Below are 21,755 nucleotides of genomic sequence, written 5' to 3' on the forward strand. Positions count from 1 at the left end.
GTCAAGCCAGGTAGGACGTATATGGCTGAAATCGGCACGTATCTGAAGAAACACACCGAGGCGCTGGTGAAGGATGTCGGCATCGAGGCCGCCTGCCAGATCACCGGTAAATCCAAGGCGACGCTGGGGCGCTATTACTCGGACAATGCCGAGCACGCGGACCGGTTCATGCCGGTGGATGCGGTGGCCAAGCTGGAGGGCGCGGCGTCTTACCCGCATGTCACCTCCGCGCTGGCGGATCTGAAAAACATCACCTTGTCCTACAACGGCAACGGCAGCGCCGAGGAGACCGGGCGCAGCGGCGGGGTGAATGCGGATGTGATCGCGCTGAGCCAGCGCTTTGCGCAGCTGATGAGCGAATACCAGGAAGCGATCGAGGACGGCATCATCACTGTCAATGAGGCCAAGCGGCTGCTGCGCGAAACCGTGCTGCTGCAGCAGGTGCTGCTGGACATGAAACTGCACCTGGAAGAAGAAAGTGCCTGAGACAGTTGATCTGGGCGATCTGCCCGGAATTGCCGAGGGGCAGCTGCACCCGGCCGACGTGGAGTTGCTGGCCGCGCCCGGCGACCCGCGCCACCCGCCGCGGATCCTGCTGCTGTACGGGTCCCTGCGCGAGGTGAGCTATTCCCGCAAGGCGGCGGAGGAAGCGGCGCGGGTGCTGCGCGCCTTGGGCTGCGAGACGCGGATCTTTGATCCTTCCGGCCTGCCGCTGCCCGATGATGCGGGTGCGGCGGAGCATCCCAAGGTGGCAGAGCTGCGCGAGCTGGCAGTCTGGTCCGAGGGCATGGTCTGGTCCAGCCCGGAGCGCCACGGCGCAATGACCGGTATCATGAAGCTGCAGATCGACTGGCTGCCGTTGTCGCTGCAGGGCGGCATCCGCACCACGCAAGGAAAGACGCTGGCGGTGATGCAGGTCTCGGGCGGCTCGCAAAGCTTTAACGCGGTCAACCAGATGCGCATCCTGGGCCGCTGGATGCGGATGGTGACGATCCCCAACCAAAGCTCGATCCCCAAAGCCTGGCTGGAGTTCGAAGAGGGCGCCCGCCTGCCGGACGGCCCGTTCTACCGCCGTCTGGTGGATGTGATGGAGGAGCTGGTGAAATTCACCTGGCTGGTGCGCGGCCGCAAGGAGTATCTGGTGGACCGCTACTCGGAACGGGTGGAAAGCGCGGAAGAGGTCCACAAGCGGGTGTCGCAGAAATAGGCGGGGCGGGCGCCTCAGCTTTATCAGAAAAAGCCCCGGCAGCGCTGCCGGGGCTTTGTTGTTTCAGATCAGCGGGATCAGCGGCACGTCGCAGGCCGCCAGGGTCAGCAGGGCGGTCAGAAACAGGGGCAGGCGCATTATTGGCTCCGGGTTGATTGCTCGATGGCCTGATCTTGCCCGGCCCGCAGCGCTGCCGCAAGAAAACACGCGGTGCAGGAGCGGCTTTTTTGCCCTTTGCCGCAAAAGGGGAGGGGGCGGTTAAGCAATTGGGCGGCCGGATTCCGGCTGTTTAGGCATTTGTTAAGGCTCATTTCCGCCTCATTTGCACCGTGACGTTACCACCGGGGGCTGTTTTTGCCGGGAAACCGGGGAAAAACCGGACCGGGTTCCTAACGAAGAACGGAGGATTTTTCCGGGTTTTTAGCGGTTTTTTCCGAAACCTGTTTGCGCCTGTTAAGGAAATAAGGGGTTTGGGCAGTCTGGCCCTGACCCGGAAAGGCTGCGTTAACCCTTTGTTAATCCTGTCTCATTCTGCCCATCTTTCTGCCAGCGCGGCACCGCAGCAGGCCCCATTCCAGCCGCAGCCGTCACCCAGTTTGGCGGTGTGGGAACATGGAGTGGGTTATGAGACGATTGCTAGGAATTGCTGCCGCCCTTTTGATCAGCGCAAGCGCCGGGCCGGTCAGCGCCGGGCAGCCCGCACCGGTGCAATCGGTGCCGGGATGGGAGGCGGTGGGCCGTCTGAACATCGGCGGCAAGGCCATGTGCACGGCCACCCTGATCGGGCCGGATATTGTGCTGACGGCGGCGCATTGTATGTATGGGATCCGCGACGGCCGGGCGGTGAACCCGCGCAGCATCAAGTTTGAGGCCGGGCTGGACGGCCGCCGGGCCAAGGCGTCGCGCCGGGTGGCCAAGGCGGTGATCCATCCGGGCTACCGGCATGGGCAGACCGGCCAGTTCCAGGCCGGCTCCGATATTGCCGTCTTGCGGCTGGAGCGGCCGATCAGCGGCGATATGATCCGCCCGCTGGCTCTGGCCGGCGCGCCGGAGCGCGGTGCGCGGGTTGACGTGATGTCCTATTCCCACCGGCATGTGCGCTCTCCGCGGCTGCAAACGGCCTGCCAGGTGCTGGTGTCGCGGCAAAGCGCGCTGATCACCTCATGCCGGGTGGATCTGGGGGCTTCGGGCTCGCCGGTGCTGCAGACCCGGCCGGGCCGGGCGCCGCGGCTGGTTTCGGTGATCTCCTCCAAGGCGGAGATGGGCGGCAGAGGCGTATCGCTGGCAGCGCCGCTGGGTCATGCGCTGCAGACGCTGATCCGCGAGGCGGGGTAGGGAGCCGCTGGGCGCAGGGTCCCGGCAGGCCGGCGGCATGAAAAAAGCCCCGGGAATTCCCGGGGCTTCTGTTGTTCTGTGCTTCGGGCGAAGGGATCAGCCCTGCAGCGATTTCACCTCAACATCCCCTTCAGCCTGTGCCTTGATCGCACGCGCGGCGGCGTTGGCGCCGGCGGCGGTGGTGAAATAGGGGATCTTGTCGTAAAGCGCGACGGAGCGCATTTCCTTGCTGTCCTCGACCGCCTGGGCGCCTTCAGTGGTGTTCATCAGCAGCTGGACGTCGCCGTCCTTCAGCATGTCCACCACATGCGGGCGGCCCTCATAGACCTTGTTCACCAGCTCGCAGGCCACGCCCTGGCCGTCCAGCCAGGTCTGGGTGCCGCGGGTGGCGACCAGGGTAAAGCCCTGCTCCACCAGGATCTTTGCCGCATCCAGCATCAGCTGGCCCTTGTCGGCGTCCTTGATCGAGATGAAGGCACGGCCGGAGGAGGGCAGCACCATGCCGGCCCCCATCTGCGCCTTCAGGAAGGCGCGGGCAAAGGACCGGTCCCAGCCCATGACTTCGCCGGTGGAGCGCATTTCCGGGCCGAGGATGGTGTCGACACCCGGGAAACGGGCAAAGGGCAGCACCGCTTCCTTGACCGAGAACCAGGGCATGTCCGGGTCCGCCAGGGTCATCGGATCGGCCATCGGCGTGTTGACGTCATAGCCTGCATCCGGCTGGTAGGGCGCGCGCATCGGGAAGGTCGACAGCGGCTCGCCGGCCATCACACGGGCGGCGATGGAGGCGATGGCGCTGTCGGTGGCCTTTGCCACAAACGGCACGGTGCGCGAGGCGCGCGGGTTCACCTCGATCAGGAAGATTTCATCGTCCTTGATGGCGAACTGCACGTTCATCAGGCCAACCACGTTCAGGGCCAGCGCCAGGGCGTTGGTCTGCTCCTTGATCTGTTCGATCATGGCCTTGTCGAGCGAGTAGGGCGGCAGCGAGCAGGCAGAGTCGCCCGAGTGCACGCCGGCCTCTTCGATGTGCTGCATGATGCCGGTCACATGCACGTCCTTGCCGTCGCACAGCGCGTCCACGTCCAGCTCAACCGCGCCGGCCAGGTAGCTGTCGAGCAGCACCGGGCTGTCGCCGGAGACCACCACTGCCTCAGCGATGTAGCGCTTTAGCTGGTCCATGTCGCGGACGATCTCCATCGCCCGGCCGCCCAGAACATAGGACGGGCGGATCACCAGCGGGAAGCCGATTTCGCCCGCGATTTCCAGCGCTTGCTCGTCAGTGGAGGCAATGCCGTTCTTCGGCTGCTTGAGGCCCAACTGGTTGACCAGCGCCTGGAAACGCTCGCGGTCTTCGGCCAGGTCGATGGCGTCGGGCGAGGTGCCCAGGATCGGGATGCCCTCGGCCTCCAGCGCGTTCGCGAGTTTCAGCGGGGTCTGGCCGCCGAACTGCACGATGACACCGTGCAGGGTGCCGTTCTCCTGCTCAGTGCGCAGGATTTCCATCACATGTTCGAACGTCAGCGGTTCGAAATACAGCCGGTCCGAGGTGTCATAGTCGGTCGACACGGTCTCGGGGTTGCAGTTGATCATGATGGTCTCATAGCCCGCGTCGGTCAGCGCAAAGCAGGCGTGGCAGCAGCAGTAGTCGAACTCGATCCCCTGGCCGATCCGGTTGGGGCCGCCGCCGAGGATGACGACTTTCTTCTTGTCCGAGGGGCGTGCCTCGCATTCGACGTCGCCAAAGGCCGGGGCCTCGTAGGTCGAATACATGTAGGGGGTCTGCGCTTCGAATTCGGCCGCGCAGGTGTCGATCCGCTTGAACACGGCGTTGACGCCCAGCACCCGGCGGGCCTTGCGGACCTCGGCTTCTTTCTTGCCGGTCAGCTTGGCGAGGCGGGCGTCGGTGAAGCCCAGCATCTTGAGCGCGCGCAGGCCTGCTTCGTCACCTGGCAGGCCGTTTTCGCGGACCTCTGCCTCGGCTTCGACGATCTCGCGGATGCGGGACAGGAACCAGGGGTCGAATTTGGTGACCGCCTGGATTTCATCGTCGCTGAGGCCATGGCGCATCGCCTGGGCAATGGTGCGCATCCGGTCGGGGGTCTGCTGGCCGATCGCCTTGATGACGGCGGCCTTGTCGCCGGCCGGTTCCCAGGTGCCTGCGTTGACGCCTTCGATTTCCACTTCGTCAAAGCCGGTCAGGCCGGATTCCATCGAGGCCAGCGCTTTTTGCAGCGACTCATGGATGGTGCGGCCGATGGCCATGGCCTCACCCACCGATTTCATTGCGGTGGTGAGGTAAGGTTCGGAGCCCGGGAATTTCTCAAAGGCGAATTTCGGGATCTTGGTGACGACATAGTCGATGGTCGGCTCAAACGACGCGGGCGTGACCTTGGTGATGTCGTTGTCCAGCTCGTCCAGAGTGTAGCCCACTGCCAGCTTGGCCGCGATCTTGGCAATCGGGAAGCCGGTGGCCTTGGACGCCAGCGCCGAGGAGCGGCTCACGCGCGGGTTCATCTCGATCACTACCATGCGGCCGTCGGCGGGGTTCACCGCCCATTGCACGTTGGAGCCGCCGGTTTCCACGCCGATCTCGCGCAGCACGTTGATCGAGTGGGTGCGCATGATCTGGTATTCTTTGTCGGTCAGCGTCAGCGCCGGGGCCACGGTGATCGAGTCGCCGGTGTGCACGCCCATCGGGTCGACGTTTTCGATGGAGCAGACGATGATGGCGTTGTCGGCGGTGTCGCGCACCACTTCCATCTCGTATTCTTTCCAGCCCAGCAGGCTTTCATCGACCAGGATCTGGTTCACCGGCGAGGCATCCATGCCGGAGCGGCAGAAGTGGATGTAGTCGTCGCGGTTATAAGCGACGCCGCCGCCGGTGCCGCCCAGGGTAAAGGCGGGGCGGATGATCGCGGGCAGGCCGATCTCATCCAGCGCGTCCAGTGCGATGCGGACGCCTTCGTCCAGGTCGGCGTTGCCGTCGTCTTTCTTCGGCGCAGTGACGATGGTGGCCTTGGGGTTTTCAATGCCCAGACGGTCCATTGCTTCGCGGAACAGTTTGCGGTCTTCGGCCATCTCAATGGCGTCACGCTTGGCGCCGATCATTTCAACGCCGAATTTGTCCAGCACGCCCATCTCTTCCAGCGCCAGCGAGGTGTTGAGGCCGGTCTGCCCGCCCATAGTGGGCAGCAGCGCGTCGGGGCGCTCTTTCTCGATGATCTTGGCGACCACTTCCGGGGTGATCGGCTCGATATAGGTCGCGTCCGCCAGGCCCGGGTCGGTCATGATGGTGGCCGGGTTGGAGTTCACCAGGATGACCCGGTAGCCCTCTTCGCGCAGGGCTTTGCAGGCCTGGGCGCCGGAGTAGTCGAATTCGCAGGCCTGCCCGATGACGATGGGCCCCGCTCCGATGATCATGATCGACTGGATGTCGGTTCTTTTGGGCATGGCAGGCTTCCTTCGGTTTTCGCGCGGGCAGGCTTTGAATCACGGGCGCTGGCGTGCGCCCAAATTGTCCTGCGTTATAGGGACCGCGCAGAAAGGTTCAAGGGGGATCGGAAACGGAAATGAAAATGCCGCATCCACCCCTTTTGTTCGCATAGCGAACAGATATATGTGGGGTCCAAGACCTTATGGAGTCAATTCCAGTGCGGATTTGCTTTGACCGGGGGCCCAAGGGGGCCGGCACATGTTTCGACCAGCCGCTGCGTGTGATCCGGGCGGACGGGGCCGAAGAGGTGCCCGCTGCGCTGGCCGCTTTGGATGCGGCGCGGGACGCGGGGCATTGGCTGGCAGGTTATGCGTCCTATGAACTGGGCTATGCGCTGGAGCCGAAACTGGCGGGGCGGATGCCGAAGGAGCGGCGGCTGCCGCTGATGTGTTTTGGCGTTTATGAGGAACCGCTACCGCAGAACGCTGAGGGCGGCGCCCGGCCGCGGGGGGGCGAAGCGGGGCTTGAGGGCATTACCCCCCGCTGGAGCTATGAGCGCTACTCCGAGGCCTTCGCTGAAGTGAAACGCAACATCGGCAAAGGCGACATCTATCAGGCCAACCTGACTTTCCCGATTGATGCGCAGGCCTATGGCACTGCCGAAGAACTCTATGCCGCGCTGCAAGCCAAACAGGTGGTGGGCCACGGGGTGCTGGTCGAACAGGACGGGCTGCCGGACCTGCTGTCGCGCTCGCCGGAGCTGTTCTTCCGCACCGATGCGGAGGGCGTGATTGAGACCCGGCCGATGAAAGGCACCCAGCCGCGCAGCGACGATCCCGTCGAGGACGCCCGCCGCCGCGACTTCCTGCGCCAGGATGAGAAGAACCGGGCCGAGAACCTGATGATCGTGGACCTCTTGCGCAATGACATCAGCCGCGTGGCGCAGACCGGTTCCGTACATGTGCCGGAGCTGTTTGCAGTGGAAAGCTATGCCACTGTGCATCAGATGGTGTCGCTGGTCCGTGCAAAACTGCGGCCCGATGCAGGGCTGGCAGAGATCTTTGCGGCACTGTTCCCCTGCGGCTCGATCACCGGGGCGCCCAAGATCCGCTCGATGGAGATCCTGGCGGAGCTGGAGCCCTGGGCGCGCGACATCTATTGCGGCTCCATCGGCTGGGCGGCGCCGGACGGCGCGTCGGAGTTCAATGTGGCAATCCGCACCTTGATGCTGGAAGACGGCCGCGCGACGCTCAATGTGGGCGGCGGCGTGGTCTGGGACAGCACCGCGGAATTGGAATATGAGGAAGCCCTATGGAAAGCCCGGTTCGCCCGCGTGACGCCATCCAGAACGATCCCGCTTTCCGCCTGATCGAGACGCTGGGCTGGCATCCGGGCGAAGGGGTCCGGCATTTGCAGCCGCATCTGGCACGGATGGGGCGCAGTGCGGCGGCGTTTGCCATTTCCTTTGATCCTGACAAGGCGCAGGCCGCGCTTGCAGCTGCTGAAGGCGATTGTGCTCTGCGCTGCCGCCTGACGCTGGACGCGGCCGGCCAATTGGAGCTGACCACGGCACCGCTGGGAAACAGCCCCTCTGAATGGCGGCTGGGCATCGCGGAGGCCCGGCTGGAGGCTGACGACCTCTGGCTGCAGCACAAGACCACCCGCCGGGCGCTCTACGACACCGCTCGGGCTGAGTTGCCGGAGGGCGTGGAGGAACTGCTGTTCCTCAACCAGCGCGGCGAGGTTTGCGAGGGCACGATCACCAATCTGTTCGTCACCCTTGGCGGCGGGCAGGTGGTGACGCCGCCGCTGTCCAGCGGCCTGCTGCCGGGCATCCTGCGTCAGGTGATGCTGGAGAGCGGTCAATGCGTGGAAGCGGTGCTGCGGCTTGAAGACCTGCACGGCGCGCAGGCCATCCATATGGGCAACTCCCTGCGCGGGCTGATCCCGGCGCGGCTGGTGTAGCGGAGGCAGACCCAGGCGGGGCGCTCCCGCGGACAACAGGCCCGCTGGCTGGCGCCAGCGGGTCGTTGCCCTTTGGGCCCGGCAGCGCACCCTAGGGTGCGCTGCGCGCCGCGCCGCAGGCGCGGCGTCCGGCCCAACGCTGGAGGCCCCAGCGCGCCAGCGATGGGGCGGGAGATCCCCGCTGGCACCGGGAACCGCCGATTTCAGACGTCAGACCGCGCGGAAATACCCCTGTTTGCTTGACAAGCGGGCTGCAACCTTGTGTACCACCCCGGACGAATTCCGCGCCCTTAGCGCATTTCCCGAATGACGGTCCCCAAGGACCCGCGACCCGCATAACGAAAGGCCGAGCCATGCACGCCTACCGCAGCCATACCTGCGCCGAACTGAACAAATCCAACGTCGGTGAAACCGTCCGCCTGTCGGGCTGGGTCCACCGCGTCCGTGACCACGGCGGCCTCTTGTTCATCGACCTGCGCGACCACTACGGCGTGACCCAGGTGATGGCCGACCCGGACAGCCCGGTATTTGCCGAGATCGAGAAGGTCCGCAGCGAATGGTGCATCCGCATCGACGGCAACGTCATGGCCCGCGACGAGAGCCTGGTGAACCCGAAAATCTCCACCGGCGAGATTGAGGTCTTCATCCGCGACATCGAGATCCTGGGCAAATCCGACGAGCTGCCGCTGATGGTCTTCGGCGAGCAAGAATACCCGGAGGAAACCCGCCTGCGCTACCGCTACCTGGACCTGCGCCGCGAGAAGATGCAGAAGAACATGGTGCTGCGGGCCAACATGATCCAGTCGATCCGCAAGCGCATGTGGGACATCGGCTTCAACGAATACCAGACGCCGATCATCACCGCGTCGTCTCCCGAGGGCGCGCGCGACTTCCTGGTGCCGTCGCGCCTGCACCCGGGCAAGTTCTACGCGCTGCCGCAGGCGCCGCAGCAGTTCAAGCAGCTGATGATGGTCTCGGGCTTTGACAAGTATTTCCAGATCGCACCCTGTTTCCGCGACGAGGACCCGCGCGCCGACCGCTCGCCCGCGGACTTCTACCAGCTTGACATGGAAATGTCGTTTGTGACCCAGCAGGACGTCTTTGACACCATCGCACCGGTGATGGCAGGCGTGTTCGAGGAATTCGGGCAGGGCCGCAAGGTGGACGCCGCAGCCGACTGGCCGCAGATCTCCTACAAGGACGCGGCCAAATGGTACGGCACCGACAAGCCGGACCTGCGCAACCCGATCAAGATGCAGGACTGTTCCGAGCATTTCCGCGGCTCGGGTTTTGCGATCTTTGCCAACCTCCTGGAAAACGAAGGCACCGAAATCCGCGCCATCCCGGCGCCTACCGGCGGCTCCCGCAAGTTCTGCGACCGGATGAACAAGTTTGCCCAGGGCGAAGGCCTGCCGGGCATGGGCTATATCTTCTGGCGCGACCAGGGCGAAGGCATCGAGGCCGCAGGCCCGCTAGCCAAGAACATCGGCCCCGAGCGCACGGAGGCGATCCGCCAGCAACTGGGCCTGGGTGTCGGCGATGGGGCCTTCTTCCTGGGCGGCAAGCCGAAAGCGTTTGAAGGCGTCGCAGGCAAGGCCCGCACTGTCATCGGCGAAGAGCTGGGCCTCATTGACAAGGACCGCTTTGCCTTTGCCTGGATCGTCGACTTCCCGATCTACGAGAAGGACGAGGAAACCGGCAAGATCGACTTTGAGCACAACCCGTTCTCGATGCCTCAGGGCGGCATGGACGCGCTGCTGTCCGATCCGCTGGCGGTCAAGGGCTACCAGTACGATCTGGCCTGCAACGGTTATGAGCTGGTCTCCGGCGCGATCCGGAACCACAAGCCGGAAATCATGTTCAAGGCCTTCGAGATTGCCGGCTATGGCAAGGAAGAGGTCGAAAAGCGGTTCGGCGGCATGGTCAACGCCTTCCAGTATGGCGCCCCGCCGCACGGCGGCTGCGCGGCCGGCATCGACCGCATGGTGATGCTGCTGGCTGATGAGGCCAACATCCGCGAGGTCATCATGTTCCCGATGAACCAGCGCGCCGAGGACCTGATGATGTCGGCCCCCTCCGAGCCGCTCAGCGAGCAACTGATGGAGCTGGGCCTGCGCGTGATCCCGCAGGATCAGTAACCGCTTCACGGATTTTTTGCAAAAGGCCCGGGCTTGCCCCGGGCCTTTTCCGTTGCTGCCGGGGCCGGAATTTTCCGAAAATTCCGGCCAGGAAAACATGTGGTTTCCTGGCCGCTTCCCGTGCCGGGAAACGGCTGCAAAAATCTGCCGGCCTGGCGCCGGAGACCGCCGGGACCTGCGTATCACCTTAAATTCAGCTGTGGACTTGTGCTGTGATGGGCTAGTTTGCAGGGGATGCGGCGCGTCCAAAGGGATCAAGACGATGCAATTCGACGGAGATTTGGCAGAGATACGTTTCGGTGCGGGCTTGTCACCGCAGCATCCGGCTCCGGCCTCTGCTGAGGACATGCTGGCCCGGCTCCGCGGCGCCGATGAGATGGCTTTGCGGTTCCCGGTCAGCAGCCTGGAGGAGGCTTATGGCCGCGCCCGGGAATTCCGCAGGCTGCGGCGAGCGCGCAAGAAGCTGGAGGGCAAATCCGGCTATGCGGATGCGGATCAGGCGTTCAAGGGCTACCGCCGGGACCACAACCGGACGCGCCTGCGGTGGAACGGCCAGCGGCTGCAGCGCCATATCCATACCCGTGATGGGTTCCGCGAGCGGCTGGTGCTGTTCTGGGCCGACCATTTCACCGCTCAGGGCAAGAACGGCGCGCTGCGCATCATGGCCGCGCCCTATGCCGAGAGCGTGATCCGGCCGCATGTGGCGGGCCGGTTTGAGGAATTGCTGATTGCCGCGGTGACCAGCCCGCTGATGCTGCACTACCTGGATCAGGCCCGCTCTGCCGGGCCAGGCAGCCGGGCCGCCAAGCGCCGCAAGCGGCTGGACGGGCTGAACGAGAACCTCGCCCGGGAGGTTCTGGAGCTGCATACCCTGGGGGTGGACGGGCCATACGGGCAGCAGGACGTGCGGCAGCTCGCAGAGCTGTTCACCGGCATGTCGGTCTCGCGGGAGAAGGGGTTTGTATTCCGCCCCGGCATGGCAGAGCCCGGCGCCGAGACCGTGCTGGGCAAGACCTATGGCGGCGGCAAGCCGGAGCTGGAGCAAGTGCTGGCGGCGCTGCGGGATCTGGCCCGCCACCCGGCAACGGCGCGGCATCTGGCCTGGAAACTGGCGGTGCATTTCACCGCAGACACACCCGATCCCGGCCTGGTGGCCCATCTGGCGCAGCGCTGGCAGCAGAGCGGCGGTGATCTGATGGCGGTTTATGGGGCGCTCTTGGAACACCCTGCGGCCTGGCAGCCGGAGCTGCGCAACGTCAAGCCGCCGTTTGATTATGTCGCCTCGGCCTGCCGGGCGCTGGCAGTGCCGCAGGACAGGCTGTCGGGCTTCAAACCCGGAAAGCTGAACCGGCTGCTGCTGGCGCCGCTGGCGCCGATGGGGCAGCGATGGGAGTTTGCCGGCGGCCCGGACGGCTGGCCGGAGGAAGATACAACCTGGGTCACGCCGCAGGCGCTGGCGGCGCGGCTGCGCTGGGCAATGGCGGCGCCGCGGCAGCTGGCGCAGCCACTGCCGGACCCGCGCAGCTTTGCCGGTTCGGCGCTGGGCCGGTTTGCCAATGAACGCGTAAGATTTGCAGCCAGCGCGGCCGAAACCGGAGCCGAGGCGGTTGGGCTGGTGCTTGCCGCGCCCGCGTTTCAGCGCCGCTGAAGGGAGGATAGGAAGATGCCGTTAACCCGCCGCTCTCTGCTGGCCCGTTCTGCTGTGCTGGGCTGTTCCCTGGCGGCCAGCCCGCTGGTCACGCCGGTTAGCCTGGCCGCTGCCCCCTGGGACACCCGCCTGGTGGTGATCCTGTTGCGCGGCGGCATGGATGCGCTGGATGCGGTGCAGCCCTATGGCGATCCCGCTTATACGGGTCTGCGCCGGAAGCTGGCGGGCGGGCCTGGCACCGGGGCGGAGGATTTGGACGGCTTCTATGCGCTGCATCCGGGCCTGGCGCCGCTGATGACCCTGTGGCGCAAGGGGGAGCTGGGCTTTGTCCAGGCGGTGTCCACCCCGTACCGGGACCGGCGCAGCCATTTCGACGGCCAGGACCTGCTGGAGGCGGGCACCGCGGCGCTGGGCGAGGCGCGGGACGGCTGGCTGAACCGCTTGCTGCAGCAGATGCCGGAGGCAGAGGCGCGCACCGCCTTTGCCATCGGCCAGGAGCGGATGCTGCTCTTGGAAGGCGCGGCGCCGGTGTCGCAATGGGCGCCGGGGGCGGGGCTGGCGATGAGCCCGCAGGCAGAGCGGCTGGCGGGCCTGCTGATGGAGGAAGACCCGCTGTTCCATGCCGCCCTCAACGATGCCCTGGAACTGACCCGGCAGGACAGCGCGCTGGCGGGCGGCGGGAATGCGGACCCGGCTGAAGGCAGCGGCGGGGACGGCGGCGGCATGATGGCCACGATGATGGCGGAGCCGAAGGGAAAAGCGCATAGGGAAGTAGCGGCCTATGCGGCAGAACAGCTGCGCGGCAGCACCAGGATTGCGGCATTTTCGATCAACGGCTGGGACACCCATGCCGGACAGGCCAGAAGCCTGAACGCGGCCCTGGGGCGGCTCTCTGACACGGTGCTGACGCTGAAGAAAGGGCTGGGAGAGGCGGCCTGGAGCAAGACCGCAATTGCCGCGGTCACGGAATTCGGCCGCACGGTGCGGGAGAATGGCACCGGCGGCACCGACCATGGCACCGGCGGCGCCATGCTGCTGGCAGGCGGTGCGATCCGCGGCGGCAGGGTCCTGGGGCAATGGCCGGGTCTGGCTGAGGCGGATCTCTATGACCGGCGCGACCTGATGCCGACCGGCGACGTCCGCAGCCATCTGGCCTGGCTGCTGCACGGTTTGACCGGCGCCAGCAAAAGCAGCCTGGAAACCGCTGTGTTCCCCGGGCTGTCCATGGGCGGCGACCCCGGGCTGCTGCTTTAGGCGCCGGACCCATTCATCCTGAACTGCGGACGCGAACACCGCTGCAAAGCAGCGGTTTTGACCGTTTGGAAATGACACCGCCAGTCCCGGTGCGCTCAAAACCCCTGTTTCCTTGCTATTTGTGTGCCAGCCTTGCAGGATGAATGGGTCCTGACCCCAAGGCGGGGCGGTTCTCTTGTGCCGCTGCCCAGGCGCGCACCGGATCTGTGAAGGGGTAGGCGCCGGGACTAGAGTCGCCGGTTCCGTTTTCTCAAAACTGCCGGTTTGCTGCGACTTGCGCGTCTGCAGGCTGCGGCGGGCTTTGCGCTAGAGCAGTGCTTCCGTCCGTTTGAGCCAGCACTGCTGGCCCTGCGGAGCTGAGCAGCGTCATGGGCAAGCCAGTTCCGTCGGCAGTGCCGGGGAATGGGCTTTGCCTCTAGCGGCAGTGTTTCCCATGCTGATGTCCGCAGGCCCCCTCCCGCCCGGACTGAGATTTTCGCAAAGGAGCGAGGGAGCTCCCGCCAGCCCGGCCCGTTCAGTGAACGGTCCGTTCTGTTGGGCCCGGCACCGCCTTGCAGGCGGTGCCGGGCCCAAGGCCGCGAGGAGGGGCGGCGCAAGCCGTGCCTCTGCGGGCGCGGGAGAACTGCGGGAATAGACAGGGAAGAAGGGGCCGGCCGTGCAGGCCGCCGGGCGCGGGGCGCGGGGTGCGCGGGCTCCGGGTGCAGCAGCCGGCACAGGCGCGGCAGGCGGCAGGGTCTCAGCGGGCGGCAGGGCCTCAGCGCACGGCTGGGCAAGTTTGGGCTGGGGCCCCGAAAAGGGCGGTCAGGAGCCGTGTACTGTTTGCGCCTAGTGCCTGCTGCGGTGCAGGAGCAGGGCGCGGCCGTTTGTATCGCTGCACCGGTTGCGGCGGATGGCGCGGGCCTCCAGCCGGGTTTGGCCGTAGAGTACGATAACAAGCGTGGCGAGGGCGATGAGGCAGGCTTCGAGCATGTCAGATCGCCGCGCGGCGTTCCAGCCGCTCCTGCACCAGCCCTGCCAGGGCGGCTGTGTCCCGGGTCAGCGGCTTGCCTTTGCGGCGGGACCGGGCCAGCTGATCTGCGGCCTCTGCCAGCGGGCTGTCACCAGCGCTGCGGGCCACACCGCCCAGAAACTGCGCCAGGTAGGCCAGGGTCTTTTCCTCCTGGCTCATGCTGAGCACATCGGCGGCATGGGCCATGTCGTCGCGGTAGGCCAGCAGGTCGGGCTCCACCGTTTCATCTTGCAGCGCGCGCGGGCCGGGCAGCTGGCGGTCGGCCGGCAGGTTCGACAGTATTTTCTGCTGGAAGGCGGCCAGCGAGGTGATCGGCTTTTCCAGGAAGCCTGCGGCGCCGGCCTCCAGCGCGGCCTCTTCCAGGCTGGGGTCGCCGGAGGTGGCCAGGATCACGCTGGGGCGCGGGCTGGCCTCTGCCAGCTCGCGGATCAGGTCAAGGCCGGAGCCGTCCGGCAGGCCAACGTCTGCGATCAATACCGAGGGGCGGTAGACCTGCAGGTGGCGGCGGGCGGATTTCAGGCAGTCGGCGCGGCGGATCCGTGCGCCGCTGCGCAGGCAAAGAAGGCGTAAGGCTTCACAGGCAAAGCGGCTGTCCTCCACCACCAGGATGGTCAGCCCCAGAAGCGGGCGCCGGGTGGTGGGCAGGCGCTGGGCAGCAGCAAACAGTTCCGAATCGTCCATAACACAAGCTCCTTGCGGGATATGGTTCGACGCTAGGGATTCGAGGCTAATTACTCGTTAACGCCGCGCCCGCCGCTGCCGCGCGGCCCGGCCCGTGCGCATTGGCGCACTTGCCGCGGCGCAGCAAAGCCCCCATAACCGCAGCGGAGGACTATTTGTGAGAGGAGCACAACAGAGATGATCGGACGTTTGAATCACGTGGCCATTGCTGTCCCGGACCTGGAGGCGGCCTCGGCGCAGTACCGCAACGCGCTGGGCGCCAAGGTGGGCGCGCCGCAGGATGAGCCGGATCACGGCGTCACCGTGGTGTTCATCGAACTGCCCAACACCAAGATTGAGCTGCTCTATCCGCTGGGGGAAAACTCGCCCATCAACGGCTTCCTGGAGAAGAACCCGGCCGGCGGCATCCACCATGTCTGCTATGAGGTGGAGGACATCCTGGCAGCCCGCGACCACCTGCAGGCGGAAGGCGCGCGGGTGCTGGGCACCGGCGAGCCGAAGATCGGCGCCCATGGCAAGCCGGTTCTGTTCCTGCATCCCAAGGATTTCAACGGCTGCCTGGTGGAACTCGAGGAAGTTTGAGGCTATGAGCACCCTGTCCCCGATGCGGGGCAGGGCAACTCCGGGAGAGCAGCAAGATGGGTGTTACCTCAGCGATCGTGCTTTATGCGGTGATCTGGTTCTTGACCTTCCTGGTGGTGATTCCGATCCGGCTGCAGACCCAGGGCGACAAGGGCGAAGTGGTGCCCGGCACCCATGCCGGCGCGCCGGAAAAGCATTTCCTGAAGCAGAAGGCCTGGATCACCACCGGCGTTGCCGCGGTGCTGTGGGCGGTGATCTGCGGGATCGTCATCTCCGGTGCGGTCTCGGTGCGTGATTTCGATTGGATGGGCATGCTGCCGGAACGGCAGTGATCCGATTCCGCATCCGACCAGCAAGACAACAGGGTCTCCCGCCCGGTCCGGGAAGCATTATGATGCCTCGGGACCGGTTGGGCGTGGCGCCGCGCGGCTGCGCGGCGCGGTTGCGGCCAGCCCGCTGGGCTGGAATGGGCCGGGGTGGGGTCCGTTTCCAAATGTGTATTGCTGAGAAGCGCTTGAGGTGCAGGTTTGCCCCTCAAGGCGCCATTTCGATCGTATCCCAGCATTCACCGCGTCAAGGCTGAACCGCGCGGGGGGGCGCGGCGGCTGGCGCCGGCCTTGACCCGGTGAAGGCCGGGGTGGGGGCCTATCTGCGGACCAGCGCGTGGTAGATATGGGTGAAGGTTGCTGCGCCCAGGATCGGAATCACCAGGTTCAAAAGCGGCACCGACAGCGGCACCGCCATCAGCGTGCCTGCGGCCCAGATGGTAGTGGAATGGCGGCGGCGCAGTTTCTTGGCCTCCGCCGTGCCGATCCGGCGGGCGGCGGCGAGTGTGAAATATTCCCGGCCCAGCAGGAAGCCGTTCAGCCCCCAGAAAATGAACAGCGCCGCAGGCGGGAACAGCACGTAAAGGAACAGTGCCAGAATGTTGGCGGCAATCAACAGGCCGAGAAAGTTGACCGTGTCCCTGACCGCGTCCCAGAACGGAACCTTGGCCGCCGGGGGCAGGGCGGGGTAATGCTTGTCCTCCACCGCCTGGGCAACTTCCTCGAGGAACATCGAGGTGATGGCAGAGGCCACCGGCACCATCAGGAACACCGACAGGAACAGCATGAAGAACAGCGATCCGAATGACAGGAGATCGTCAAGCCAGGTGACTTCGCCCAGGACCGGCAGCGTGGCCTCCGGGCCGACCAGCCATTGGATCAGCATCAGGAAGCCCGCATAAGCCGCGATCAGCAGGGCGATGGTCAGCCCCAGCCCAAGGAACAGCACCTTGCGGAAGCGCGGGTCGCCGGTCTGGCCGAGGGTCTTGAAAAAGGCGGTGAAGATCATGCGCTCATCCAGGTTGTGATGGCCTCAAGGTCCGGGCGCGGCCGCTCCGGCGGGGCGGAGCTTTCGGTGGCGATGTGGATGATGCCGGCGATGCGCTCGTTCTCCGCCAGGGCAAAGGCGGCATCGCAGAAGCTGCGGTCATGGCTGGCCCAGCCGCTGAGCCAGTTGGCGCCCCAGCCCGCCGCCAGCGCCGCATTCAGCAGCGCCAGGCAGACCGCGCCGGCAGAATAGGTCTGCTCCAGCGGTGGTATTTTGGGGCTGTCTTTTTGCACCTCTACCACCACCACGGCCAGCTGGCCCTGATCGAACTGGCTGCGGCCCTTGGCAATATCCTCCGGGGATTTGCCGAGGCGCTGGCCGGTCTCTTCTGTCAGCGCTGCCAGCCGCGCCATCGCGGGCTGCTCCACCACGATAAAACGCCAGGGCTCCAGCTTGCCATGATCGGGGGTGCGGGCAGCGGCGGTCAGGATCGGCAGCAGCTCCGCGCGCGAAGGTGCGGGCGCCACCAGCGTCTTGGCCGGGCGCGAGCGGCGCGACAGCAGGAATTCAAGGGCGGCGTCATTGCGTGCAGGCATATGTGAAACCTTTTTACATCTGGTGCCGCCTATTTCGGCGGCCATGGGTGTCTTTTCAAGAGCCAAAGGGCCTGGCGCGCCGGGTGTGCCGGAAATGCAGCAGGCGGCGGTGGCTTGGGTTTCGCTGGCAGGGTGATAGCCAAGGGAGGCGGCCAAAGTCTATGGCTTTCGCAGCCTGCACAGGGCATGTGTGGCCATATGGGAAAGCCAAGGAAGAAAGACCTGCCGGATCTGCGCCATTTGTGCGTGCCGGGCGCCGAAATCGCGGTGCGCGCCACGCCCAAGGCGGCACGCAATGCCATCGTGCAGGCAGAGGGCGTGCTGAAGATCTCTGTCACCGCGGCGCCGGAAAACGGCAAGGCAACCGAGGCCATCCGAAGCCTTCTGGCCATGGCGATGGGCACCGCAGCGTCGAACCTGGAGCTGCGCCGCGGCGCTACCTCCCGCGACAAGGTGTTTGCCTATACTGGATCCTGACCCTAGTCTTCGCCCACCAAGCGGTAGACGCCTTCGGGCAGGTCCAAAGCGGCGGCGAGATCCCGCACCATAAGGTGCGAGAGGGTGATTTTCTGCACGCTGTCGGTGCGCGGGTCGTATTGCTCGACCGTGACGCACTCGGCAAAGGAATTGATGGTCACATCCTCCTGGAGCGGGGTGCCGTCCTCGTCCACCAGGGTGATGACCGTCGAGTCGAATTCATGTTCGATGGTAAACATAAGGCCAGCCTGCACTGCGGCCCGCCTGCTGGCAAGGCCTTGCAATTGCAGAGGTTCATTCGCGCGGATCCGGCAAACTTCCGCTGCCCGGCGATTGCTTTCCCCTGAAAGAGCACGGTAAACTGCCGCCGAATTGCAAAAGGATCTGCCATGCGCCGTTTTCTGTGCCTGCTTGCCCTGACCGTCAGCGCCTGTGACGTGGCGATTGAGCCTGCGCCGCAATCTGCGCCGGCCGTGCAAACGCCGCGGGTGCAGGGCATGGCGCCGGGGGAGGCGCAAAACGCCTTTGCCTCCGTGACCCGGCGGGTGGAGCCGGTCGCCGAACGCGAATGCCGCAGCCGCACCCAGGGCCTGAACTGCGACTTCCTGATCCGCATCGACCCCAATCCGAACGCCGCCCCCAACGCCTATCAAAGCCTGCAGCGCGATGGCCGCCCGGTGATCACCTTTACCCGGCGGATGCTGGGGCAGATCGCAAACCACGATGAGCTGGCCTTTGTGATGTCGCATGAGGCCGCCCACCATATCCGCGGCCACCTGGCGCGGCAGGCGCAGAACTCTGCCCTGGTCAGCGTCGGCGCCGGGCTGATCACCGCGCTGGCGGGCGGCAGCGCCGCCACCGTCTCCACTGCGCAGGATGTCGGCGGTTTTGTCGGCGCCCGCACCTATTCCAAGGATTTCGAATTGGAGGCGGATGAGCTGGGCACCATCATCACCCATAAATCCGGCTACCGGCCCAGCGTCGGCGTGCGCTTCTTCAACCGGCTGCCGGATCCCGGCGACCGGTTCCTGGGCACCCACCCGGCCAACCCGGACCGGGTGCGGGTGGTGCAGGCCGCCATCGACCGCCACGGGCTGAACTGAGGCATGGCCGCCAAGGACCAGGGCGCTCCGGCGCTGACCATGCTCGGCGTGGTGCTGACCGACCGCGGTTCGAAATACGCGGTGACCGGCGCCCGTGTCACCTCGCGGGAGGAGGTGGATGCGGTGCTGGCGGACCTCAAGACAGACCGCTCTTACGCCAAGGCCACCCACAACACCTGGGCGGCGGTGCTGCCAACCGGCGGCCTCAAGGCTGATGACGGCGAGCCCGGCGCCGGCATGGTGATCCTGCGGATGATGGAGCGCGAGGGCCTGACGGATCACGTGATCATCGTCACGCGCTGGTATGGCGGCAAGAAGCTGGGCGGCGACCGCTTCCGGCGCGTTCAGGATGCAGTGCGTGCGTATACCGGCCACCTGAGCGGGAAATCCGCCTGAAATCAATACCGTTTGACCTGTGTCAAATAGGGCGGCGGCGGCTGCGGCTAAGCTGTACCGGAAATGAATGATTCCGGGGGACCGCGCGATGACCGCCCATGCCGATCTGAAAAAACATGCTGAACTGTTCGACCGCATGGCCACTACTGTCGGCCTGGACCTGGAGGAGCAGGCGGTCACCGGCACCCTGCGCTTTGACGAGATCGCCGAGGCGGTGCTGCGTTGTACCCGCTGCGGCGGTGTCGGCGCCTGCCGCAAATGGCTGGCTGAGGGCCCGCGCCCCGGTGCCGAGGCCCCCGATTTCTGCCGCAACCGCGACCTGCTCGGCTTTCTGAACGAGCAGACGGCATAACAGGAGCGTAAACCATGCAGCCGCTGGGCGACCCGCTTTACCACTTGCGCCTGATGGCCCGGATGGGCAAGGCCACCGGCGTTGACCTCTCCGCCGCCTTTGCTGCGGGCGAGATCAGCCACGAGGACTGGGCCGCAATGATCACCCGCTGCCGCGGCTGCGATGCGCCGCAGCAGTGCGAGGCCTTCCTGGCCGCCCATGAGCGTGCAGAGACGCCGATGCCCGGCTGCCGCAATGCGGATCAGCTGATGCAGCTGAAGGGCTGCCGCGCATGAAGGACATGGCAGCGGAGGCAGAGGGCCTCGGCAATATCTTCCGCCACCTGTGGCTGCTGCGCGCCGTGGCTCAGGCCGCGGGCGTCGATCTGGACCAGGAAATGCGCGCCGGCCGCCTCAGCGGCCTGGATTATGCCCGCATGGTCACCACCTGCCGCGGCGCCGGCTGCAGCAAGTCCTGCGCCCTGTGGCTCTCCGCCCGCCGCGAAAATGCGCCCGCGGTGCCGGAATTCTGCCCCAGCGCCCAGGTGATCAAGCAACTGATGCCCGGTTCCTGACCCTAGAGCTTGGAATGGCTGCCGTCGCAGAGCGGCTTTTTGGCGGAGTGCTTGCAGCCGCAAAAGAACAGCTTGCCGTCCCTTTCTGCAGTGTATTTCACCGGCGCGAATTCCGTGCCCTTGTGCGAGCCATCGCAGAACGGCTGCTTTTGCGACTTGCCGCAGGCGCACCAGAAATAGGTCTTTCCCTCGGTCACCTCGACGGGGAAGGGGGCTTTCTGGGCGATGTCCGGAGTGTCTGTGTTGTCGCTTGGCATGGCTGGGCGCTCCCCCTGGCTGGTGTCTCCCGCAAAGGGTGGCCTCCGCGCACGAGGCGGTCAAGTCCGGGCCCGGCCATCCGCCGCGGCATTTCCGTCGCCATCGCCTATTGAACCCCGCCGGTGCTGCCGCCAAAGTGCCGCGATGACGTATTTTCTGAACCAATTGAAACGGCGCACCATCTGGAGCTGGGCCGGCTGCCGCGACGCCTGGGCCAATGAGCATTCCTTCCGCACCTGGGTCTGGACCAACCTGGCCTCCGCCGCCCTGGCCCTGTGGCTGCCGCTGGAGGGGCCTGAGCGCGCGCTGATCCTGGCCTTGGGCATTCTGGTGCTGGCGGCAGAGCTGATGAATACTGCAATTGAGCGGACGGTGGATTACATTTCCAAGGACCACCACGAACTGGCCTGCCGTGCCAAGGATGCAGGCAGCGCCGGTGTGGCAGTGACAGCGGTTGCTGCAGGCGTTGCGTGGGGTGTGGTGCTGGTTGGGTTGTAAGTTGCAATGTAGCCCGCGCAAAGCGCGGGCTAGCGCCCGACCCTCCCCACGGGAGGGCGCTTCGCACCCACCCAGGGTCAGGCGCTGGGTTGCAAGTTACTTGAATGGGGTTCGGCTTAACCACGAGTTCCAGTTAGTATGCCCGTCGTCGAAACCTACGTGCTTAAGAATTAGTAGGCAAACCAAGCGTTCGAACTGGGCTTTGTATTTCGTCAATTTGAGTAGCTCGCCAGTCGGCTTGTAGATCGCCTCAAGTTCCCCATTGTGAAAAGAAGAGTTTCTTAGGAACGTGTAAGTGAGTGCACTTCTGAAAAGGTCGACGTCACGTTGTTGAGCAATGTCAAAACCGTGAAGCTGAGAAAACTCCGCTATAGCTCTCGCGGTGTCGCTCGAGCCTGAAATGTTCAATTCTTTTCTTGCCAGTGCTTCGAGGCCAGAGAAAAGAAGGTAATATTGAACATCAATAAATTGTGATGAGCCGCCTGAGAAGCAGAGTGACACTTTATGGAGAAGTTGGCGAAACTCGCTGTTAGTAGGTGAGGCTATGTCCTCAATTACGTTTAACGCCAAATCAATAAACTGCGCCCTAGATGTTGGCTGAAAAATATCAGATTGTATCCTTTTTCCAGTCCCTAAAGGCCTTTCGAAACTCCAGCGATCATTCATCGCCTCTGAGACGGCTTCGTCTATTGATTCTGCTTGAAAAGGGTGAGTGACTTTCGACTGGCGCCCATCAATGAAGCTAAAAACAACCTCCAGCCAGAATAAATATTCTCGGTTTTCTGATGGAACTTCAATGACTGCCGTGGCTGGGGCATCGAAAGTGGATTTTGACGCCTCCTTAAGAGCCTTTGTGTCTTGAAAGAGAGGGTAGATAGTTGATTTTCTTAGGGAGTAAGTGTGCAGGATTTCAAATCCATAAACTACTGAGTACAGCAAACATTTCTCCAAAA

Annotated in this window: 24 protein-coding genes; 17 read left to right on the top strand and 7 right to left on the bottom strand. The window is 64.9% G+C overall.

Annotated features, from left to right (window positions below):
- Positions 1-21 precede the first annotated feature (21 nt).
- The 3 genes from ACXAEK_RS11220 to ACXAEK_RS11230 all read left to right on the top strand — a co-directional run bounded on the left by ACXAEK_RS11220 (position 22) and on the right by ACXAEK_RS11230 (position 2,542).
- The gene (locus ACXAEK_RS11220) at positions 22-486 is read left to right on the top strand and encodes a hypothetical protein (protein WP_475030644.1); all 465 of its coding nucleotides are present in this window, start codon (positions 22-24) and stop codon (positions 484-486) included.
- A complete protein-coding gene (gene arsH, locus ACXAEK_RS11225) occupies positions 479-1,207 on the top strand; it encodes an arsenical resistance protein ArsH (RefSeq protein WP_475041960.1) in 729 nt (242 codons plus the stop codon). The genes ACXAEK_RS11220 and arsH overlap by 8 nt, the downstream gene beginning before the upstream one ends.
- 624 nt (positions 1,208-1,831) lie before the next feature.
- Complete coding sequence (locus ACXAEK_RS11230) at positions 1,832-2,542, top strand: trypsin-like serine peptidase (protein WP_475041961.1); 711 nt, start codon at positions 1,832-1,834, stop codon at positions 2,540-2,542.
- 96 nt (positions 2,543-2,638) lie between these two features.
- Here the strand turns inward: ACXAEK_RS11230 and carB are convergent, their stop codons facing one another.
- Positions 2,639-5,995, bottom strand: coding sequence for a carbamoyl-phosphate synthase large subunit (gene carB / locus ACXAEK_RS11235; protein ID WP_475041963.1), 3,357 nt, complete (start codon positions 5,993-5,995; stop codon positions 2,639-2,641).
- A 200-nt stretch (positions 5,996-6,195) separates the two neighbouring features.
- Between carB and ACXAEK_RS11240 the strand changes: the two genes are divergently transcribed.
- The 5 genes from ACXAEK_RS11240 (at position 6,196) to ACXAEK_RS11260 (ending at position 12,983) form a co-directional block, all read left to right on the top strand.
- A complete protein-coding gene (locus ACXAEK_RS11240) occupies positions 6,196-7,347 on the top strand; it encodes an aminodeoxychorismate synthase component I (RefSeq protein WP_475041964.1) in 1,152 nt (383 codons plus the stop codon).
- On the top strand, positions 7,290-7,943 hold the full coding sequence (locus ACXAEK_RS11245; protein WP_475041965.1) for an aminotransferase class IV family protein: 654 nt from the start codon (positions 7,290-7,292) through the stop codon (positions 7,941-7,943). The genes ACXAEK_RS11240 and ACXAEK_RS11245 overlap by 58 nt, the downstream gene beginning before the upstream one ends.
- A 353-nt stretch (positions 7,944-8,296) precedes the next feature.
- Entirely contained in the window at positions 8,297-10,081 is a 1,785-nt protein-coding gene (gene aspS, locus ACXAEK_RS11250; RefSeq protein ID WP_475041966.1) for an aspartate--tRNA ligase, read from the top strand.
- A gap of 262 nt (positions 10,082-10,343) precedes the next feature.
- Positions 10,344-11,729, top strand: coding sequence for a DUF1800 domain-containing protein (locus tag ACXAEK_RS11255; RefSeq protein ID WP_475041968.1), 1,386 nt, complete (start codon positions 10,344-10,346; stop codon positions 11,727-11,729).
- A 15-nt stretch (positions 11,730-11,744) separates the two neighbouring features.
- A complete protein-coding gene (locus ACXAEK_RS11260) occupies positions 11,745-12,983 on the top strand; it encodes a DUF1501 domain-containing protein (RefSeq protein ID WP_475041969.1) in 1,239 nt (412 codons plus the stop codon).
- Between the two features lie 970 nt (positions 12,984-13,953).
- On the opposite strand, the gene ACXAEK_RS11265 is transcribed toward ACXAEK_RS11260, so the two are convergent.
- The gene (locus ACXAEK_RS11265; RefSeq protein WP_475041971.1) at positions 13,954-14,673 is read right to left on the bottom strand and encodes a response regulator; all 720 of its coding nucleotides are present in this window, start codon (positions 14,671-14,673) and stop codon (positions 13,954-13,956) included.
- Positions 14,674-14,850: 177 nt separating this feature from the next.
- On the opposite strand from ACXAEK_RS11265, the gene mce reads away from it, so the two are divergent.
- Both mce and ACXAEK_RS11275 read left to right on the top strand, forming a co-directional pair.
- The gene (gene mce, locus ACXAEK_RS11270) at positions 14,851-15,255 is read left to right on the top strand and encodes a methylmalonyl-CoA epimerase (protein ID WP_271907013.1); all 405 of its coding nucleotides are present in this window, start codon (positions 14,851-14,853) and stop codon (positions 15,253-15,255) included.
- Positions 15,256-15,311: 56 nt separating this feature from the next.
- Positions 15,312-15,587, top strand: a complete 276-nt coding sequence (locus ACXAEK_RS11275; protein WP_475041972.1) for a DUF1467 family protein — start codon at positions 15,312-15,314, stop codon at positions 15,585-15,587.
- Positions 15,588-15,900: 313 nt separating this feature from the next.
- On the opposite strand, the gene ACXAEK_RS11280 is transcribed toward ACXAEK_RS11275, so the two are convergent.
- Both ACXAEK_RS11280 and ACXAEK_RS11285 read right to left on the bottom strand, forming a co-directional pair.
- Positions 15,901-16,590, bottom strand: a complete 690-nt coding sequence (locus ACXAEK_RS11280; RefSeq protein WP_475041974.1) for an EI24 domain-containing protein — start codon at positions 16,588-16,590, stop codon at positions 15,901-15,903.
- Positions 16,587-17,165 carry a nitroreductase family protein gene (locus tag ACXAEK_RS11285; RefSeq protein ID WP_475041975.1) on the bottom strand — a complete coding sequence of 193 codons (579 nt, stop codon included), beginning with the start codon at positions 17,163-17,165 and terminating at the stop codon, positions 16,587-16,589. The genes ACXAEK_RS11280 and ACXAEK_RS11285 overlap by 4 nt, the downstream gene beginning before the upstream one ends.
- A 198-nt stretch (positions 17,166-17,363) precedes the next feature.
- On the opposite strand from ACXAEK_RS11285, the gene ACXAEK_RS11290 reads away from it, so the two are divergent.
- On the top strand, positions 17,364-17,642 hold the full coding sequence (locus ACXAEK_RS11290; RefSeq protein ID WP_475041976.1) for a DUF167 domain-containing protein: 279 nt from the start codon (positions 17,364-17,366) through the stop codon (positions 17,640-17,642).
- 2 nt (positions 17,643-17,644) lie between these two features.
- On the opposite strand, the gene ACXAEK_RS11295 is transcribed toward ACXAEK_RS11290, so the two are convergent.
- Positions 17,645-17,881 carry a hypothetical protein gene (locus tag ACXAEK_RS11295; protein ID WP_475041977.1) on the bottom strand — a complete coding sequence of 79 codons (237 nt, stop codon included), beginning with the start codon at positions 17,879-17,881 and terminating at the stop codon, positions 17,645-17,647.
- A 150-nt stretch (positions 17,882-18,031) separates the two neighbouring features.
- On the opposite strand from ACXAEK_RS11295, the gene ACXAEK_RS11300 reads away from it, so the two are divergent.
- From ACXAEK_RS11300 to ACXAEK_RS11320, 5 genes are all read left to right on the top strand, one after another.
- A complete protein-coding gene (locus ACXAEK_RS11300; protein WP_475041979.1) occupies positions 18,032-18,745 on the top strand; it encodes a M48 family metalloprotease in 714 nt (237 codons plus the stop codon).
- Positions 18,746-18,748: 3 nt separating this feature from the next.
- Positions 18,749-19,141: a YigZ family protein gene (locus tag ACXAEK_RS11305; protein WP_475041981.1), complete on the top strand. Its 393-nt coding sequence runs from the start codon at positions 18,749-18,751 to the stop codon at positions 19,139-19,141.
- Between the two features lie 88 nt (positions 19,142-19,229).
- Entirely contained in the window at positions 19,230-19,493 is a 264-nt protein-coding gene (locus ACXAEK_RS11310) for a DUF6455 family protein (RefSeq protein ID WP_475041983.1), read from the top strand.
- A gap of 14 nt (positions 19,494-19,507) precedes the next feature.
- Positions 19,508-19,768: a DUF6455 family protein gene (locus tag ACXAEK_RS11315; RefSeq protein WP_475041985.1), complete on the top strand. Its 261-nt coding sequence runs from the start codon at positions 19,508-19,510 to the stop codon at positions 19,766-19,768.
- Positions 19,765-20,046 (top strand): DUF6455 family protein, encoded by a 282-nt coding sequence (locus tag ACXAEK_RS11320; protein ID WP_475041986.1) that lies wholly within the window; start codon positions 19,765-19,767, stop codon positions 20,044-20,046. Before ACXAEK_RS11315 ends, ACXAEK_RS11320 begins: the two co-directional genes overlap by 4 nt.
- Positions 20,047-20,048: 2 nt before the next feature.
- On the opposite strand, the gene ACXAEK_RS11325 is transcribed toward ACXAEK_RS11320, so the two are convergent.
- Positions 20,049-20,303, bottom strand: coding sequence for a CDGSH iron-sulfur domain-containing protein (locus ACXAEK_RS11325; protein WP_475041988.1), 255 nt, complete (start codon positions 20,301-20,303; stop codon positions 20,049-20,051).
- A gap of 145 nt (positions 20,304-20,448) precedes the next feature.
- On the opposite strand from ACXAEK_RS11325, the gene ACXAEK_RS11330 reads away from it, so the two are divergent.
- Complete coding sequence (locus tag ACXAEK_RS11330) at positions 20,449-20,802, top strand: diacylglycerol kinase (protein ID WP_475041989.1); 354 nt, start codon at positions 20,449-20,451, stop codon at positions 20,800-20,802.
- Between the two features lie 96 nt (positions 20,803-20,898).
- Here ACXAEK_RS11330 and ACXAEK_RS11335 read toward each other — a convergent pair whose 3' ends face one another.
- Positions 20,899-21,741, bottom strand: coding sequence for a hypothetical protein (locus tag ACXAEK_RS11335; protein ID WP_475041990.1), 843 nt, complete (start codon positions 21,739-21,741; stop codon positions 20,899-20,901).
- Positions 21,742-21,755 lie beyond the last annotated feature (14 nt).

Source organism: Leisingera sp. ABM4_101, from assembly GCF_056158725.1.

What these genes read in the sequence shown, in the direction of transcription:
- ACXAEK_RS11260 (WP_475041969.1), top strand. Translation starts at nt 11,745, where the DNA reads ATGCCGTTAACCCGCCGCTCTCTGCTGGCCCGTTCTGCTGTGCTGGGC.
- ACXAEK_RS11275 (WP_475041972.1), top strand. Translation starts at nt 15,312, where the DNA reads ATGGGTGTTACCTCAGCGATCGTGCTTTATGCGGTGATCTGGTTCTTG.
- mce (WP_271907013.1), top strand. Translation starts at nt 14,851, where the DNA reads ATGATCGGACGTTTGAATCACGTGGCCATTGCTGTCCCGGACCTGGAG.
- ACXAEK_RS11330 (WP_475041989.1), top strand. Translation starts at nt 20,449, where the DNA reads ATGACGTATTTTCTGAACCAATTGAAACGGCGCACCATCTGGAGCTGG.
- ACXAEK_RS11245 (WP_475041965.1), top strand. Translation starts at nt 7,290, where the DNA reads ATGGAAAGCCCGGTTCGCCCGCGTGACGCCATCCAGAACGATCCCGCT.
- ACXAEK_RS11315 (WP_475041985.1), top strand. Translation starts at nt 19,508, where the DNA reads ATGCAGCCGCTGGGCGACCCGCTTTACCACTTGCGCCTGATGGCCCGG.
- aspS (WP_475041966.1), top strand. Translation starts at nt 8,297, where the DNA reads ATGCACGCCTACCGCAGCCATACCTGCGCCGAACTGAACAAATCCAAC.
- ACXAEK_RS11230 (WP_475041961.1), top strand. Translation starts at nt 1,832, where the DNA reads ATGAGACGATTGCTAGGAATTGCTGCCGCCCTTTTGATCAGCGCAAGC.
- ACXAEK_RS11295 (WP_475041977.1), bottom strand. Translation starts at nt 17,881, where the DNA reads ATGTTTACCATCGAACATGAATTCGACTCGACGGTCATCACCCTGGTG.
- ACXAEK_RS11320 (WP_475041986.1), top strand. Translation starts at nt 19,765, where the DNA reads ATGAAGGACATGGCAGCGGAGGCAGAGGGCCTCGGCAATATCTTCCGC.
- ACXAEK_RS11220 (WP_475030644.1), top strand. Translation starts at nt 22, where the DNA reads ATGGCTGAAATCGGCACGTATCTGAAGAAACACACCGAGGCGCTGGTG.
- ACXAEK_RS11310 (WP_475041983.1), top strand. Translation starts at nt 19,230, where the DNA reads ATGACCGCCCATGCCGATCTGAAAAAACATGCTGAACTGTTCGACCGC.
- carB (WP_475041963.1), bottom strand. Translation starts at nt 5,995, where the DNA reads ATGCCCAAAAGAACCGACATCCAGTCGATCATGATCATCGGAGCGGGG.
- ACXAEK_RS11325 (WP_475041988.1), bottom strand. Translation starts at nt 20,303, where the DNA reads ATGCCAAGCGACAACACAGACACTCCGGACATCGCCCAGAAAGCCCCC.
- ACXAEK_RS11300 (WP_475041979.1), top strand. Translation starts at nt 18,032, where the DNA reads ATGCGCCGTTTTCTGTGCCTGCTTGCCCTGACCGTCAGCGCCTGTGAC.
- ACXAEK_RS11305 (WP_475041981.1), top strand. Translation starts at nt 18,749, where the DNA reads ATGGCCGCCAAGGACCAGGGCGCTCCGGCGCTGACCATGCTCGGCGTG.
- ACXAEK_RS11285 (WP_475041975.1), bottom strand. Translation starts at nt 17,165, where the DNA reads ATGCCTGCACGCAATGACGCCGCCCTTGAATTCCTGCTGTCGCGCCGC.
- ACXAEK_RS11290 (WP_475041976.1), top strand. Translation starts at nt 17,364, where the DNA reads ATGGGAAAGCCAAGGAAGAAAGACCTGCCGGATCTGCGCCATTTGTGC.
- ACXAEK_RS11280 (WP_475041974.1), bottom strand. Translation starts at nt 16,590, where the DNA reads ATGATCTTCACCGCCTTTTTCAAGACCCTCGGCCAGACCGGCGACCCG.
- ACXAEK_RS11255 (WP_475041968.1), top strand. Translation starts at nt 10,344, where the DNA reads ATGCAATTCGACGGAGATTTGGCAGAGATACGTTTCGGTGCGGGCTTG.
- ACXAEK_RS11265 (WP_475041971.1), bottom strand. Translation starts at nt 14,673, where the DNA reads ATGGACGATTCGGAACTGTTTGCTGCTGCCCAGCGCCTGCCCACCACC.